Source organism: Neobacillus drentensis NBRC 102427 (assembly GCF_001591445.1).
GTDB lineage: Bacteria > Bacillota > Bacilli > Bacillales > Cytobacillaceae > Neobacillus > Neobacillus drentensis.
Genome location: NZ_BCUX01000042.1, coordinates 1 through 16,774, shown reverse-complemented (window position 1 = coordinate 16,774; position 16,774 = coordinate 1). Strand labels below are relative to the sequence as shown.

The 16,774-nt window shown below is 36.4% G+C and carries 12 protein-coding genes and 2 pseudogenes; 2 read left to right on the top strand and 12 right to left on the bottom strand.

All coding sequences use genetic code 11. From position 1 onward, the window contains the following. A complete protein-coding gene (locus BDR01S_RS18210; protein ID WP_066255570.1) occupies positions 1 to 2,082 on the bottom strand; it encodes a hydantoinase/oxoprolinase family protein in 2,082 nt (693 codons plus the stop codon). Positions 2,083 to 2,390: 308 nt separating this feature from the next. Further along, positions 2,391 to 4,097: a sigma-54 interaction domain-containing protein gene (locus BDR01S_RS18205; RefSeq protein ID WP_066363290.1), complete on the bottom strand. Its 1,707-nt coding sequence runs from the start codon at positions 4,095 to 4,097 to the stop codon at positions 2,391 to 2,393. A gap of 790 nt (positions 4,098 to 4,887) precedes the next feature. Between BDR01S_RS18205 and BDR01S_RS18200 the strand changes: the two genes are divergently transcribed. Next, positions 4,888 to 5,598 (top strand): SGNH/GDSL hydrolase family protein, encoded by a 711-nt coding sequence (locus BDR01S_RS18200; protein WP_066255571.1) that lies wholly within the window; start codon positions 4,888 to 4,890, stop codon positions 5,596 to 5,598. Positions 5,599 to 5,729: 131 nt separating this feature from the next. Here the strand turns inward: BDR01S_RS18200 and BDR01S_RS18195 are convergent, their stop codons facing one another. The 9 genes from BDR01S_RS18195 to BDR01S_RS25860 form a co-directional block, all read right to left on the bottom strand. Then, entirely contained in the window at positions 5,730 to 6,104 is a 375-nt protein-coding gene (locus BDR01S_RS18195; RefSeq protein ID WP_235846607.1) for a DUF2726 domain-containing protein, read from the bottom strand. A gap of 295 nt (positions 6,105 to 6,399) precedes the next feature. After that, a complete protein-coding gene (locus BDR01S_RS18190) occupies positions 6,400 to 6,831 on the bottom strand; it encodes a VOC family protein (protein ID WP_066260088.1) in 432 nt (143 codons plus the stop codon). A 626-nt stretch (positions 6,832 to 7,457) separates the two neighbouring features. Further along, a complete protein-coding gene (locus tag BDR01S_RS18185; RefSeq protein ID WP_066255577.1) occupies positions 7,458 to 8,243 on the bottom strand; it encodes a hypothetical protein in 786 nt (261 codons plus the stop codon). A gap of 320 nt (positions 8,244 to 8,563) precedes the next feature. Next, positions 8,564 to 8,788 carry an SHOCT domain-containing protein gene (locus BDR01S_RS18180; protein ID WP_066255580.1) on the bottom strand — a complete coding sequence of 75 codons (225 nt, stop codon included), beginning with the start codon at positions 8,786 to 8,788 and terminating at the stop codon, positions 8,564 to 8,566. A 207-nt stretch (positions 8,789 to 8,995) separates the two neighbouring features. Beyond that, positions 8,996 to 9,433 carry a hypothetical protein gene (locus BDR01S_RS18175; protein WP_066255583.1) on the bottom strand — a complete coding sequence of 146 codons (438 nt, stop codon included), beginning with the start codon at positions 9,431 to 9,433 and terminating at the stop codon, positions 8,996 to 8,998. Between the two features lie 280 nt (positions 9,434 to 9,713). Then, on the bottom strand, positions 9,714 to 10,694 hold the full coding sequence (locus tag BDR01S_RS18170) for a tyrosine-type recombinase/integrase (protein ID WP_066255586.1): 981 nt from the start codon (positions 10,692 to 10,694) through the stop codon (positions 9,714 to 9,716). A 383-nt stretch (positions 10,695 to 11,077) separates the two neighbouring features. Beyond that, positions 11,078 to 13,717, bottom strand: a complete 2,640-nt coding sequence (locus BDR01S_RS18165; protein ID WP_066255589.1) for an AAA family ATPase — start codon at positions 13,715 to 13,717, stop codon at positions 11,078 to 11,080. Positions 13,718 to 14,065: 348 nt separating this feature from the next. Beyond that, positions 14,066 to 14,506: a hypothetical protein gene (locus BDR01S_RS18160; RefSeq protein WP_066255591.1), complete on the bottom strand. Its 441-nt coding sequence runs from the start codon at positions 14,504 to 14,506 to the stop codon at positions 14,066 to 14,068. Between the two features lie 181 nt (positions 14,507 to 14,687). Beyond that, the gene (locus BDR01S_RS25860; protein WP_157413000.1) at positions 14,688 to 14,834 is read right to left on the bottom strand and encodes a hypothetical protein; all 147 of its coding nucleotides are present in this window, start codon (positions 14,832 to 14,834) and stop codon (positions 14,688 to 14,690) included. Here BDR01S_RS25860 and BDR01S_RS25000 point away from each other — a divergent pair. Beyond that, positions 14,764 to 15,018 (top strand): annotated as a pseudogene (locus BDR01S_RS25000) (helix-turn-helix transcriptional regulator); the annotation flags it as partial. The gene BDR01S_RS25860 and the pseudogene BDR01S_RS25000 sit on opposite strands and share 71 nt — an antisense overlap. Before the next feature lie 216 nt (positions 15,019 to 15,234). On the opposite strand, the pseudogene BDR01S_RS18155 reads toward BDR01S_RS25000, so the two are convergent. Next, positions 15,235 to 16,301 (bottom strand): annotated as a pseudogene (locus BDR01S_RS18155) (NADH:flavin oxidoreductase). Between the last annotated feature and the right edge of the window lie 473 nt (positions 16,302 to 16,774).

The following is a 16,774-nucleotide window of genomic DNA, read 5'->3' as shown; positions in this document are numbered from 1 at the left end:
TCATCCCTCCATTGAAATGATTAAATTTCCAAGTATGTCGGCGTAGACTTTCTGCCCTGGTTCAACAATTATTGTCGTATCCATCTGAGTAACGATGACAGGACCTTGAATCTCCATATCTAGTCGGATATCACTTCTGCGATAGATAGGAGTACTTACCCAGCCTTGCCCGTTAAAATAAACAGGCCGGTGCTTAATAGGGACGCAGGTGCTAATTGCGGCCTCAGGATGTGCCTGCAAACTGTTTTCGAACCGTCTAATTTTTCCGATGGCGGAGATCCTCAAGTTAACGATTTCCACAGGTTCTTCGGGTGCGGCATGCCCATAGGTGTTTTTGTGAACCAAATGGAACCGCTCTGCCGCCACCTTAAGCAGGTCTGCCGAAATTTCTCCTTGAATAGGAACATTCAAGTAATACTCTTGCCCTTTATAGCGGAGATCAATTGACCTTTGCATTTCCATTCGATCTGGTGAAATTCCTTCATCATAAAGAAGATGAGTTCCACGAGTCTCTAATTCTATAAAATTACTTTCAATACGAGAGGAATCAGCAATCTCAAGTGCAGCCACTTCGGTGTGAGTGAAATCATGCCGGATATCACTTTGCAGTAATCCTTGTGCACAAAGAACACCCGGTAAGGCAGGAATAACCACCTTCTTAATACCTAATTCCCGTGCAAGAGCGGTAGCATGAAGCGGACCCGCTCCACCAAAAGCGATAAGCACAAAGTCGCGGGGATCGTGACCTCGCCTGCTGGAAACGACGCGAAGTGCCCCGGCCATATTGGCATTGGTAACTTCCAAGATTCCGGAAGCAACCCGCTCCACATCTAAATCAAGTTCTTTTGCTAATTTTTCTAATGCCTGGTATGAACTTCCAGGATAGATGTTAAAATCACCGTCAAGATAATGATCGGGATCCAGCCTGCCCAGGAAAAGGTTAGCATCAGTTACTGTCGGTTCCATTCCTCCCTTACCATAACAAGCTGGACCAGGAATAGCCCCAGCACTTTTAGGCCCCACCTTCATCACTCCGCCTTGATCCTTCCAAGCGATGCTCCCTCCACCAGCTCCTATCGTATGGATGTCCATCGTCGGAACTTGAATCGGATAGGCATTATTAATCGTTGTTCCCTGAATAATATGCGGTTTGCCCTCCACAATCAGGCCGATATCGGAACTAGTCCCACCCATATCAAAAGTCAGGGCATTCGGAAACCCAGCCTGGTTAGCAATTTCAGATGCGGCAACAATCCCTCCTGCCGGTCCGCTTAGCAGTAAATGGTGGGAAGAAACCTCTGCTTCTTTCCCTGATACAATTCCGCCATTGGACTGCATAATATTCAGTCTTTTATCGCCAATTCCTTTAGCAGTCAGTTCTTTCCGCAAATATTGAATGTAGCGGCGGACAACAGGAGCCAGTGCGCCGTTAATCACGGTGGTTTGTGTCCGAGGATATTCTCGAAATTCTGGGCTCACTTCTGACGAAATACAGACATAAAGGTCCGGATTTATCATCGCGGCAGTTTCACGAACCATTCTTTCATGTTCTGGATTTGCGTAGGAAAATAGGAAAGAAACCGCCAGACTTTCAATATCATTGGAAATCATCTCGTTTATAACCTGGAATACTTCTTCCCGGTTAAGCTCCTGCACAATCTGTCCTTGGGGATCAATTCGCTCTGTTACCTCCATCCTTAAGTTTCGAGGGACAATGGGTGGAAGCTTTCTTTGGTGGAGCTGATATAATTCCGGGCGCATCTGGGTTCCGATTTCTAATGTATCACGAAACCCTTTGGTCGTTATCAGCCCTACCTTTCCCCATTGCTCTTGCAGCATCGCATTTGTGGCTACCGTTGTTCCGTGGACAAGAAAATGAACATCTGCTAATGGGATTCCAGCTTGAAGACAGAGGCGTTCGAGGCCATTGATAATTGCTTCTGCTGGGTTGGACGGAGTGGAAGGCACTTTGACCACAATCGGCTCTTCGCCAGTCCGCCATAAAACACAATCCGTAAAAGTTCCCCCTGTATCAATCCCCACGCGGACCTCTGTTTTTAGATCTCTTTTAGTTAGATTCATCACAACATACACCTCATTATGTGTTTTACATTCTTTCATTTTTTAAAATCCACTGTTTGTAAGCGCTTAAATATTTTATTTTTACTGTGCATAAGGTTTTGATGCACCTGACTAGTTAGTTGACTCTCTATTAATCTTAAAAGCAAGAATCATGCCAACATTGAAATACTGGTTAGCACTCTATAGTAGATTGAATTTTCAGTAAAGTGATAGCGGTATGATGGCATCATGCATCGATTTTGATGCAGGCATGCATCATATTACCAAGGGGATATCCCTTTTTTCCTATATAACGGATTGCAGCCAGATTAGCGAATTCCGAATTTCTGCAGTTTCCTAACAATCGTTGATTGGTTGACTCCGAGTCGTTTGGCCATTTCTCTGGTTGTGGAGCAGTGCTCCATTGTTTTTAAAAGAATATCTTTTTCTATTTTTTCCATGGTTTCGGTAAGATTAGTTATTTGGTCTTTGGAAATGCTCTGTTCATGAAAATAGGACTCTACCGGCTCTTTTTTTTCAAAGAAAATTGGTTTTTCAAGGACGACGATTCTTTCGATGACATTTTCCAGCTCCCTAACGTTACCCGGCCATGAATAGCCCAGCAATTGTTCCAGCTGGTTTGGGAGTAGTTGGATGTACTTTTGATAATTTTTGTTGAATCTTTTTAGAAAATAATAAGATAAGGCGTGGATATCCTCCTTCCTTTCGCGTAAGGGGGGAATTTGGATGGGAACTACATTGATTCGGTAGTACAGATCCTCCCGAAAAGTGCCGGTTAGAATCATTTTCTTCAGGTCCTTATTCGTAGCAGTAATAATTCTTACATCAATTTTCTGCTCTTTTGTGCCGCCAACCTTCATAATGACTTTTTCCTGTAAAACTCGCAGCAGTTTAACTTGTAATGTAGGAGTCAGTTCGCCAATCTCATCCAAAAAAATGGTCCCTTTATCTGCAATTTGAAGGAGTCCCAGTTTCCCACCTTTCCGTGTTCCGGAAAATGCACCTTCCTCATAACCAAATAGCTCAGTTTCCAATAAATTTTCCGGTATCGCTCCGCAATTAATGGTGATAAATGGTTTGTCTCTCCGATGAGACATGGAATGGATTTGGTTTGCCACCATTTGCTTTCCAACACCGGTTTCACCCAGAATAAGAATGGTAGTATCTACAGAAGCAACCGAACGGATGAGTTCAAAAACCTCTTCCATCTTTTTGTCTTTGAATATTAGAGCTTTATCTTCGTATTTATCTTGTCTGAAACTAGCGATCTCTCTTTGGTAACTGTCAAGCAGTGCCTTTGTTTCTTCCAGGTTTCTTTTCAACTGTGTCAATTCCGGGGCATCCTTTGTAATCGATAAGACACGCACAACTTCTCCTGCTTCATTTTTTACAGGAATCGATTCAATTTGAAAAATTTCACCCTTTTTAGTATATTGGATGCCTGTTTCCCGCTTGCCTGATTTCAGAACTTTGGCAGTGATGGAAGGGTAAAAAACTCTTTCTTGTTCGAGATCAAACACATTTTTACCTAAATGCTGCTGATCGTCCTGAGAAGTGACACTGATAACCTTTCCTTTTTCGTCAGTCACAAAAACACTAAGAAAGAACTCATCAAAAAAAGCCTGCATTTCCTTAAACAACCACTTATCTTCACCGACTTTTTCCTGTATTTTGGTATGGATCCGTAAGTCAAATACCCCTTTGATTTTCCCCGTTTCCTCTTTAACAACAATGATTTTGTTGGTATCATCCAGCTTTTCAGTTATCTGTTCTTTAGTAACTACAGAAACATTTGTCGATATACTTTCCATAGGTATGAAGCGAATCTTATTTAGCCCCACTTCTTTTATCTTGGTATATAACGTCTCACGCTTAATACACCCTACTATTTTCTCCCCGTCGATTAATAAGAAAAATGGATAAGTTGACTCCAATGCACTGAACAATATCTCTTCCATCGAGGCAGGCCATCGAACAGACAAAGCCTCTCTAATAAAATAATTTTCAACCTTCATCTTCTCCCCCCAATTACATTTGTAGGCAATGCGTATATACATTATAAGACAGCCCTGCTGTCGAAACTTGTCCCTATCTCGGTCAAATGCAAAATAAGTCCCAAAAGCCCTAAAAATATTTAAAGTTGATGGTCTGCCGTGTCCTTAATTTGCTAGGAATGTTGACCAATATCTAGAGGAGCCCTCAATGGAGCGAGGTGTCATAAAAAGAAGATTCATCGGGACGTTTGAGTGATGATTAAAACCTTCAAACCCGTTATTGTAAAAGAGGCGATATTATTGGCAAGATGATAAAAAAAAATTGCCAGCAAACACATTTGCATGTGTATACTGGCAATCCACACCTCTAAAAATCTGCTTTGCTTCTTCCAATATTTCTTCGCCCATCTCCAATAATTGATTGGCTTTTAAAATTTCCCTTTGGTTTTACCTAGCACTCCTTAATTATTCTAATATTTAATTGATAACTTTCTCCTTAACCATCTCATTCTTCAACAATTCCTTCACTTGAAAACTAGTATGGTAATTCAAAACTTATACCAACTAATTTGGCCCGATAACGGAAGACTGATATTTTTATCTAATGTTAGTGTTTTACACTTCTTTCTTATAACTTTTACAAATAACAGGTATCAACAATGGCGTTATTGTTGAAGTTAGCTAACCTCATAAATGTGACAAAAAATCTGTCCACTATTTAATTATTATCAAAAAGATGACGAATGTAATTATTATTCATTTTATGAAGATGTTATATTAAAAGAAAATCCGCCTAAGAATGGTGATATAAATGAAAATTATTTGTTTTGGCGATAGTTTAACACGTGGGGTCTCCGTAGTAAAAGGGAGATTGCGAATCCTGAAGGAAAATTATCCTGCTTTCTTGCAAGAGTTATTTAATCAGCAGGAAGTAAATGATGTTACCGTTATTAACAAAGGAGTTTTTAATGATAACTCTGATTTAATGTTGTCAAGACTTGAAAAGGATGTACTAAATGAACATCCCGATTTTACGATTATTGAAGTTGGCGGAAACGACTGCAATTTTAACTGGAATGAAATTATCGAAAAGCCCAAGGAGGAACATCAAGCAATCGTTTCTCTCCAACGGTATTTAGCGAATATCAGTGAAATTGTTAAAAAAATGCGAGATAGTGGTATTATACCAATCATAGCTACCCTACCACCATTAGACCCAGTTAGATATTATCAGACCATTTCCACCCAATATAGCCCTTCAATTGGGAACTGGATTGGTAAATTGGGGGGCATTCAACACTGGCATGGAATGTATAACCACCATCTGAATAAATTGGCAGATGAGTTAAAGGTACCTAAAATTGATGTTAGAACGGCAATAAAAAAAGCCGGTGACTCAATTAATTTAATCAGCGAGGACGGCATCCATTTAACTGCAGAAGGCTATAATGCTTTTAGTATGGCAGTCTTTAATTATTTAATTAAGTGGTCGGATGATCAGATTCTGACGTCAAATAGATAGGGTAGTTAAAACGTAAATTCATTAATCCAAAGGCAGACACCTAGATAAGTAAATGTGTAATTAATAGAGTATCCGGGGTATCAGGTACCTTTTCAGAAAAATGTCTAATTGTGGTACCTGCCCCCTTTTTTCTATGAACCTATTGGTTCTGCAAAATCTGATTTTTTCCTAAATATATCATTCAACATTTCCTTTAACCGTTCCTCTTCCCTACTGTCAGTAGTTTTCATTCTGATGATAGGAATCCCATATTTCCGCAAAATTTCATCCTTCATTTTGTCACGCTTTAACTGGACAGGATTGTCGGCATGGTAGGCATGTCCATCAACCTCGACAACCATGACAGGCATTTTGTCCAGTTTATTAAAAATAACAAAATCAGTGTGCGTTAGTATATTCATTGCGTATCGGCGTTCGTTTTCCGTCAGCTTAACCGGGTCTTTTATTAGCATCCGTAATGGCTGATGCAGTATCCAGTCAAGACTTTGGAATTCTGGTAATCTCAACACATCGTTCCACCCATTCATAAAATCACTTCGCCACATCCCAAGCCACTCAAGAACATCCTTTTCTATACTTCTTGGTAACGAGTTGTCCCCTTTTAGGTACGCCCCATTCTCAATCTCTATTCTAGTCTAGTACTCCCCAACAACATGGAAATGTGGTGGGTCGTTATCGTTGTAGTACAGAACTATCGATAATACGCCGACACACAACCAATGTATTTGCAACAAACAAAGCCTCCTGTCCATTCGCGAACAGGAGGCTTTGTTTGTTGGTGAAGCGGAAGTCTGTTTGTTATTACTGCGGCTGCTCACCTTGGACATTCACATTGAAATTAACCCCGAACTTGTCCTTTACCATCCCGTACAAGGGGCTCCAATCCGTCTTATGAAGGGGTATAACGACTTGTCCGCCGTCTTCCAAAGCAGCGAAGATTTCTCTCGCTCTTGCCTCTTCTTTGGGATGGATGGCAATCTGAATCGTATTGCCTGGCTGATAAGGCATGCCTGCAAACGTATCGGAGAACATGAGATCCGCATCGCCGACTTTCAAGTGTGCATGCATAATGCGATCCTTCATGTTATCCGTCAACGGATGATTCGGGTCATCCGGCATATCTCCGTACGTCATGATACCCATCACTTTCCCGCCAAGCGCTTTCTCGTAAAAATGGACCGCTTCTCTCGTGTTACCGTCAAAATACAAATACGGATTCAAACTAATTGACATCATTCAACAACTCCTTTGGAATAATTTGGACATCATCATTCATGATACATTAGTATTGAGGCTGCGTAAACTGGACTAACCAACACAAAAGCGCTAGGTAACTTCCAGAATGGTGACTGCCTTTTTTATTTCGACAAAAATCTACTAAACTCGGGCGGTGACAGGTACTTCTACTAATTGAACAATATCGTAAAACAACAATAAACTATAATAGAGCCAATAAATAAAAGAGAGCATGCTCAGCATAGCTCTCTTGAACTCTTGCCAACTTGTGTCTATTTATTGTTTATTCTTATCAATCCTTCTCCTTGTACTGCGCAGCAATTAATTCTGTAGTTTTTTTCGTCTTGCTTAACCACATTAGCGCCCTTATTTGTATATCTTGATTTTAAGAAAACCTCTTATAATTTGTTATTTTGAAGCACTAATAAATACTCTATTAATCTCCCCCAAAGTATTTCTACTAATTATCCATATTTTATATTTCGGTTCATTCATCCAAAGGCAAGGCCTTGATATACTTTTATTTAGTGCATTCATCAATTTAATCGATACAATTGATATTTTATGTTTCATTGAAGATATTAGTAGAGAATTTATCTTTCTTCACCAAAAACGAAATCAATTTATTCTTCTTTTTTCTCATAAAAATCTGCTGTTACTCCAAAATGAAACTCATCTTTTGTAATGAAGGCATCTTTTTCATCCATAGGATCAATATAAATATTTAATCTTTCTTGAATGTTATTTAAAGGTTTTCTTACAAGGCAGACTCTTGCTTCTTTTTGATATGCATATTTTGGGAACTTGTAAAACAACTCATCTCTCCGTTCAGTTGGATATATAAAAAATTCTTCCTTTTGATATTCAGTATAGTTAATGTGTCTGATTTCAGCACCGATCACACTTAAAGCTAGATTCTTCATGAGATTTTCTATAAATGGCTTGACTTGTAAAATTAAATAGGCAGGTACGTTATCTTTACTTAAAACATTCCTAACACTTCTGGTTCCAAATCCGCTATACATCCTATCGTCAAAATAATGATGTATGGTTTGAAAACCGGTTTCAGTAATATCATTATCCAACATATCGACTATCCGAAAAGAATAAAAACAAAATGTTGGGATGTAATAAGAGGACCACCTTCTTAACATTACATATTCCCCATCATCTATTATCTCTAAGTCATCTTTTAATTTTGCCTGCATTTCTTTTATTTTCTTGTCACCTTTCCTTAACCTAGCAAAAACCCCTTCATTTACATCTCCTTGCTCATCATTACCTGTTTTTTTAGCTATCTGAATGTATTTACCAGGGCAAGAAAAGCTAATACTTCCCTGCCTGATTTTATCCATCCATTTTAGAGCTCCAAATTTAAAGAGTATCACTGCATGATCATTTGGTATCATTTACATTCCCCTTTAACAAATAAATAGCCAGCATCATTGTACTGTGCAGCAAATAATTTTGTGGTATTAGTTGATTCTCTTCCATCTTGTTATAGTATCTGTGATGTATCAAAATAGAAGTTGCCACATTCGACAACTCCTTGGTCAACTTATGAATAGATTTATGATTGTTTACAGTCAAATGGGATCGAGGAAACACATCAACTAGACGCTTCACTTAACCAATTAAATAACCGAAGAACACCATCCAATTCTAAGAATTCTAAGCAACAAATATTGCTTTATCGCTCATCAAAAAGCCAATTCAAGTAATATCACATTTAAACATTAATATCATTTGAAAATAAAGCCGTTTTTCTTTTTTTAAACTCTTCTTTCGAAATTAGTCCACCATCTCTCAAGGACTTAAGTTTTTCCCACTCTACCTTTGGCTTTTTTCTCTCTTGTTTTTCAACATAAGCCCAATCATTAGCTGTGCCACCAGATGTCATTGCATCTTCAAGATCTTTCCCACTTAAATCCCATAGGAAATCCCATTCGCTCATAATACAAATTCTCCAATCTGGAATATATTGTTTAGATTATATTTTTGATAATATTCCAACAGTTAGGCTAAAAATAATCGTCACTTAATGGTTGTGTCTGCCAGTATTTTTGTACTACAGCAACTGCTTTTTGAACTTTATTATGAGCAATTTTTGTTCCAAAAGATGACGTAATAAATCATAATAAGCATTCTTTTTAAATATGTCTTACCTTCTAAATCTCATTGCAACAAATTGGTTTGTAAGTTTTAACAATCCTTTTGCAAAACCATCTGCATCATCCTGCATTTCTTTCAGCTCTAACTCTTTCTTATCAAGACGGTCATACCACTTATTAATTCTTTCTTGATTGAAGTCTTCTTTAGCCTCGTCTTTATGAATATTTTCAATTAAATTTTTGATTTCCAAATACAGTAAATCAATTCTAGTTTCTCTAATTTTCTTTTTTCCTTCTCGCTCATTATCTGAGTGTTTCTTAAACTGATCTAATAAAGCGGATACTCCTGCTATCCAAACTTCTACTGGTACTTGCTGTGCTATCTTAGTTACTAGTTCTATTCCAGATGATCCATTATTGTTATTCTTACTTGGATTTGGATTACTCTTAACTAGTTTAAAATCCTTGGAATCAACTTTTTGACTCACAATGTTTTCCTCCCTACCACTTTTTTCTCATTCAATAAAATATTACCTATAGTGAAGTTTTCCTTAGCATTTCAAATTATTTAAACCACATTTCTTAATCAACTAATTATCTTCAAATACTCACTTTTTTCTCTACTGTTTATTATATTTTACCATTAAAATCCAGCGTTTTCATTAAATTTTTCTACGGTTAACTTATGTACATTCCTTCTCAAAATCATTCAAAAGTAAAGAATCTTATTAAACAGTATGTGTCTAATAACAAACAAATCTTATTGAATTAAGTATTTTTTATGCTGCTCACGCTTTCGTTCATGAGTATTTTGGCATACCTCAGTGTAGTGTCTGGTGAACTGTGACCTAACAACTCTTGAATAGCTATTATTTCAGCTCCATTATTTAATGTTAATATTGTAAACGTATGTCTTAAAACATGAGGACTAACTTTATCTTGTAAACCTGCTTTTTGAGCTATTACTCCTATTTTCCTTTGAATTCCTCGTTTAGATAATCTTCTATAAGGTTTTCTCTCTGTAATCATTAAGGCTTCACAGTCATCTTCTCGTTGTTTTAAGTATTTATTTAAATGATACATAGCTCTTATTGAGAAATAGACTTCCCTTTGTTTATTGCCTTTACCTATAACTAATGTACTCATATTGTGTTGATTGATATCAGCTTTATTTAATCCTTGAACTTCGGATAAACGACAGCCAGTTGTATACAATACTTCAAGAAAAACACGTTGTCTAACCGTTTCACATACTTCTCTTAGCATTTCCAACTCTTCTATTGATAGGGCTTTAGGAAATCGGTATTCATCTTTTGGAGCTTTTAATTTAGTGGTTGAATCACGTTTTATATATTCTTCTGAAGCTAACCAACTAAAGAAACTCTTTAAAATAGATAGTTTCATTTTGATTGTACTTATTTTTAAGGTCCCATCTTGACTTAGATACATTCGAACATCTGCAGTTGCAATATCCCCAGCCTTCTTTTTTACGATATCGTCAAACATACTTAATTCTAAGAAATAGTTGTCTAGAGTAATAGAACTCAATCCTTCAAGTCGTTTTGCTGATATAAACAGTTGTATTTTATCCTCAAGATCTGGATGTACCTCGCCTAACTCAACTTTTTGAATATAATACTCTGTTAGTACAGTAGACAATTTACTTTTTGTATTTTCCACTTCAATGTTAGGATATAACTCTATTAAAGCTGCCAGTAAATCTGATAATATTTGCTCTCCTAAATTCACAAAATCAACTCTCCTTAGCCCCGGGTCAGATTTATACTTTCCTCCCTATTTGACGAAGTTAAGAAGAGCTAGAATCGTTTGAGGTAGAGGAGAATCCTATTCCAAGTACAGTTTCAAGATTAACCTTATGGGCAAAGGAAAAGTGGGCTAACTACACCGAACCTGACAGTTAAGTAACTCAAATTGAATTAGAAAGTGTAAGAAAAACGTGTCAGGAATTTATTGTGTAGAAGATAAAGAGCTATTCATATCAAAAGTAGGCATCTTTTTTATTTAAAAAATCGATGGGGAACAAAATAACAAAAATAACAAAAAAGAGCGCTCAGTCAAAGAGCGCTTTTACAATTGAAAAATACTACTATTACAAATCTCGATAACCGATTTTATTTATTCATGACAACTTCATCAATTTGTTCTAATAATTCGAGTACATCTTTCACTACGCTCCTTTCAAACTCTTCTTCTCTTTCCTCTTCATGTGTACCTTTATTAAGGTATCTCCAAATTACAGGGTGTATTTTCTCCTTTTCCAACAATGATTCTAATAATGAAGCTAACTCTTCATGATTTTCTATTTTGTTCTTCTTAATAAAGTTGACTAGACCAAGTGTTGTTGCCATTAATTCAGGAGGTCTATCTGGGCCACTCATCGATACATTAATTCGAAAGTTGTACTTGTTAGATAACCTTTTCCAAATTGTACGAACCAAGTGTTCAAATGCTCTTCTTCCAACGGCAAGACTTTCACGAATCTGACCTTCTTGATACCTTTGTTCTGCTAGGACTAAATAATTTCTAGAAACATTTAATCTCACATTAATTTTTTTGGACTCCTCTGTTTTCAGAAAATCAATTCTTGTTACCAGTTTTGGATATTCTTTTTTTACAATGTTATTTTCCAATTGCTTTAAGAATTCTTCACCATGAGTAGTGATAATTAACTGTTTTCCATTATTGAACTCACTACTCAAAATAGTTTCAATAATGCCACGTCTATGCTCATCATCAATAGCATTAACCACATCATCAAAAATAACCAACGGAAGTTCATCCTGTGTATTTTTAGCTAATAAGATTGCTAAACCTAAACATCTGATATGACCTTCACTTAAAACATGTAAAGCATCTAGTTTTTCGCCATCTTTAAAACGAATTTCTATCTTTTTACCTGAACTATCAGGAAGCGAAATTTCTTCGATTAAATCGGATGGATGGTCGTACTTGTTAATTGAGTTATAGAACTCTAACGTTTTAGTATTTAAATTAGCAGCAAATAAAGCTGGTAAATGACGGTTATATTCTACTAGACGATTTCTTAAAGAAACATATGCATCTCTATATTGACAATTGAGGGCAACAATTTCTTTTTCTTTACCTACCTTTTCAATTAATTCTTCGTTTTCATTACTAAATTGTTCTATTGCAATATTTGCATCGCTTTCAGTTTTGTTTAATGCTCTAATCTGTACATTCAAAGTTGAGATTTCTTCTAGTTTATAATCTAATTGTTGGTTTTCTCGTTTTAAATTCTCAATTTCTACTTGGTTTCCAGAGATTTTTTGGTTATTTTCAGCAAGGTGATCTTTAAAGGCAGTTAAAGTATCTATTTGGTGCAAAAGAGTAGCAATAATATCATTTTGTATACGCTCCTCTTCCTTATCCTGGAATAGTTTATATAAGGCTTCAATAGTTTCTGCTTCTGGGAATTCAATTGTTTCAGAAATTGCTACCATTTGAATAAATTTATTTTCTATAAATTGTAACCTGTTGGGAATATTGTCATTTAATTCATCTAATCTATTTTCTAATTTAATAGCTTTATCAAATTCTTCGACTTTTTTAGTGGCATTTGAATATGGATTTAAAGGAACTACTAAATCGCCGTTTACATATAACTGTGATTCACATGCCGGGCAAACATCTTGGAATTTTTCTTCATTTGATAAGATTGCTATATATAGATCCTTTAAAGAAATTTCATTTTTATAATCTTTTACTAAGTTTGTAGCTTCATTACGTTCCTGAGTCAACAAGCCTAATTGCTTTATACTATCTATTACTTCATCTACCCCAGGATCAGTTTTTTGTTTTAAATTTTCTAATTGCGCAATACGAGCATTATTGATTTGTATAAGTCCTTGTTTTTCATCTGTTCCATTTAATTTTATTTTTAACTCATCTAAGCTATCGACATCTGTATATTGGTTTAGCAGTTGTTCTGTCTGTTTAAGTACCTCCTCTCTATGGTGAGGAAGCATTTCTAAGTTATTTTTATGAATTTCAATTTGTTTTTCTTTTTCAGAAAGTTCTTCTGAAAGTTTTCCATTACATTCAAGATAATTATCAATTCGTTCATTAAAATTATTAACAAATCTGTTGAAATCATCAAGTCCGAATAGCGAAGCAAGACGTTGTTGTTGTGCTTGTGGCGTATTAGCAGAAACACGTGCGAAACCTTCAATACGATTTCTTTCAATAAAGCAAAATTCATTTACTTGTGGCATTGGCTGTATTTGAAATGGAACCCCATCAGAGTTAACACCTTTTAAAACAGGCTTATCCGCATTTCCTGTATAGGCATTTTTAACATAGGTATCAAGATTAATTCGTTTTGCATCAGCCTCATGAATTGTACCTAGAAGTGAATATTCTAAAGCTTCACAGAGGCTGGATTTACCGGTTCCATTTGGACCATAAACAAAAATATAGGGCTTATTAAATTCAAACTTAATTTCATCGGAGAACCCTCTGAAGTTTTTTACTGATAACTCAGATAAAAACTTTATATTATTTTCGCTTACTACTTTATGATCTTCAGCTAATGAAAGAGTAGATTCAACTGAATCGCCAATCTCTTCTATCAAACTTGCAATTAATTTTCCACGTCTACCTGAAGTGTTACTAGTTTCTTCAATTGTTACAAAGTTCTGTAAAGTGATATTTGCTAATTTTTTTTCAATATCCTCAAACTTCTCCTCGTTTTGCCGCAAAAAAGTTATGTATTCTTGAAATGCCTTAGACAATAGAAATTTCCTCCTAAGCCTTAAAAATTTTATGAACTGTGTGTAAGTTTCCTTTTCTACAAATTTTAACACAAATATCCAAATATTTCATTTTATCTACGCGAATTAGCGAAAATTCTTCCCCAACAGTTTATTAGTTTATGTTCATCGCTTCACAAAGTATACTAAAAATGAAAATCTTTGCTAAACAGTATGTGTCAAATAAGAAAGACGACCACCCATAAAAGTAATCGTCTCTACGAAGTCTAATCTATTACCAGTATTATTTGTACTGCGAAGCAAGTTATAGCGATTAATAAAAGATACTTTATAAAAACATCTCAAAGGATACATATAAAAAAGTGTAAATTATTTATTTACCAAACTTCTTGTTTTATCAAATATTCTACCTAATACTTCAGGTCCATGCTTTGCAAGTGTTACCCCGGTAGCTCCAACTGCACCTGCTGCAACAGATAGGCCTAATGCTAAAAACATAAAGTGTTTTGTTCTAATGTCTTTAGCATCTTTAACTTTTTGCTCTAATACTTTCTCCATTCTGTCCATAATTTCTGATTGCTGGTCCCAATTCAAGTTTTTGTCAGATAGCTTTTCCTTATATGCTTGAAGAAGCTCTCGAGTCAAGTCTGTAATATCTTTGTTATCAAAGTCCATTGATTTAATAGACTCTTTATATGCGGAATAACTTTGTTCTATTATGTTTTTCTTTATCTCAGGATTAATTATTTCTCCTTCAAGGACTTCATCAGCTAAATCATTAAAATCTCTTTTATCAATAAGCTTATCCACAGCTTCTTCCTCCAACTTTTATATTTAATCCTATTTATTAATTCTCTAAATTCTATTCAAATCCTCCTATCAATACCATTTTCTACAATATAAGTATGGTTGTACTGTGCAGCAAATGACTTGGTATTTTTATTTATTATTCTTAAACATAGGCACACTTAGGTAAAAAAAGATAGTAAGGTTAATCCTCTATATCTTCCCTGCATATTTCACTAACTAGCTGCCATGGGCGGTGACAGGCACCATAGCCAGAATTCGATCTTGTCCTTGAACTGGGTCCAAAGGCGATTGCCCAGTTCAAAAGATACCATCCTTTAAAACTTTCCATTTCCTATACGAATCCATACCAAACCACAGCCGTTCTAAAGACTTTTATCAATGTAAATAACGCAGAAGAAATGGCCGAAATATCCAATTGGCTGCTTTTCCTAGGTGGGGATATCAAGGTTAGAGAAATGCCAGATGAGGTCTTGGACGGTATAAAAGAGAGATTATTCCTATATTCCCCATAATTAGCGCTAGTTAGAACCACATATAGGTACGTTACGGTGAACAGTGCCAAAATCAAGTGAGGTTATCTCTTTAAATAGAAACAGCACCATTCCATTTAGTGTGGATGGTGCTGTTTTCATTAGAATAATATTTCCTCACGCAAATGATCGGAACAGGACCTTTAAACATTCTTCCCTATTCGAGGAGTGACACTAATATATCAAAGCTACATGTAATTAAATCAGGTATTTCTCGGAGTCCTTTGTATAATGCACGACTTGATTAAGATGACCATTTTTGAGTTTTACTGCCCATTCTGGATCAGCTAGTATGGCACGGCCAACGGCTACATAGTCAAATTCGCCTGTTTTGATTTTTTCATCTACAATTTTGAGATTGTCTTCTATTGTTACATGATCATTATCCTGATTGCTCAGATAGGCGCGATTAATTCCGACAGAACCGACCGAAATCGTTGGTTTATTGGTAATTCGTTTAGTCCAGCCTGCTAAGGTTAATGATGGATCTTCATCTTTAAATTCAGGTTCCCATATTCGTCTTGTAGAGCAGTGGAAAATATCTACACCAGCTTCAACCAATGGGGTAATCAATTGTTCAAGCTCATTAGAGTTCTTAGCTAATTTAGCTTGATAATCGGTTCCTTTCCATTGTGAATAACGAAAGACAATTGGAAAATCAGGCCCGACTTCTTTCCGACAAGCACGAACAATATCTGTTGCGAATTTTGTTCGCTCTCCTAATTCTCCGCCAAACTCATCTGTACGTTTGTTCGTTAGTTCCCAAAAAAATTGATCAATTAAGTATCCGTGTGCACCATGCAACTCAATTCCGTCAAAGCCGATGCGCTTCGCATTTGCTGCCGCTTCGGCGTATGCATCAATCATTTCAGAAACTTCTTCTTTCGTTAAAGTCTTTATTTTCTCATTTCTCTGGCCTCTTAAAGAAAATCCGGACGGACTGACAGGAGGTGCGTCAATATTCGGTTCACTGCCTGCTTTTCGGGCAGCACCTACATGCCATAATTGTGGAATGATTTTGCCGCCTGCTTGATGGACTTCATCCACTACATTTGCCCAGCCATTTAATGCTTCCTCACCATAAAAACGGGGAATATCGGGGCTCATTGCTGCGCTGGGTGATTGATCGCTGTCCCTTCAGTTATGATGAGCCCAATCCCATTCTCTGCACGCTTTCGGTAATATTGTGCAACATTATCTCCTGGGATACCTTCTGGCGAAAACATTCTTGTCATTGGGGCCATCACTAACCGGCTAGCTAACATTTCATTTCCAAATGGTACAGATTGTAACAAAGTATAACCTACGAACTTTTGATCCAAGGCGAGCACTTCCTTTTATTTATTCGTTTTATCCTGCTCCCTTTATTCTATAATTCCACTTTACAAATATAAACTGATACGCCCTATGTTTATACTAATATTAAATACAGAGGCGATTTAACAGGTTACTTGTAAAACGGCAGTCAATTTGTCGCGGTTTTCGTCTTTCTATTATTCCGTTTTAGATGTAGCTCGAAGAAATTGTTAAAATATACATCCGTCAAAAACCAATAGCTTATTATCATAGGAATTACTACTGGTATATGCAAAAGACCAAATCCAATACGGGTGATGAGAACGGCAGGAAAAAGGATAGGTCCCCCGGTGATGTAAAGCTTTACCGCACCGGGGGACTGACCCACTAGCCTTGTATGAAAGTAACTAAATTGAATTTATTCAAATATTTTACAGTTATC

Coding starts and splice junctions, on each gene's coding strand:
- BDR01S_RS25860 (WP_157413000.1), bottom strand. CDS start 14,834: ATGGAAAGTTTTAAAGGATGGTATCTTTTGAACTGGGCAATCGCCTTT.
- BDR01S_RS18210 (WP_066255570.1), bottom strand. CDS start 2,082: ATGAATCTAACTAAAAGAGATCTAAAAACAGAGGTCCGCGTGGGGATT.
- BDR01S_RS18190 (WP_066260088.1), bottom strand. CDS start 6,831: ATGTCAATTAGTTTGAATCCGTATTTGTATTTTGACGGTAACACGAGA.
- BDR01S_RS18185 (WP_066255577.1), bottom strand. CDS start 8,243: ATGATACCAAATGATCATGCAGTGATACTCTTTAAATTTGGAGCTCTA.
- BDR01S_RS18200 (WP_066255571.1), top strand. CDS start 4,888: ATGAAAATTATTTGTTTTGGCGATAGTTTAACACGTGGGGTCTCCGTA.
- BDR01S_RS18205 (WP_066363290.1), bottom strand. CDS start 4,097: ATGAAGGTTGAAAATTATTTTATTAGAGAGGCTTTGTCTGTTCGATGG.
- BDR01S_RS18180 (WP_066255580.1), bottom strand. CDS start 8,788: ATGAGCGAATGGGATTTCCTATGGGATTTAAGTGGGAAAGATCTTGAA.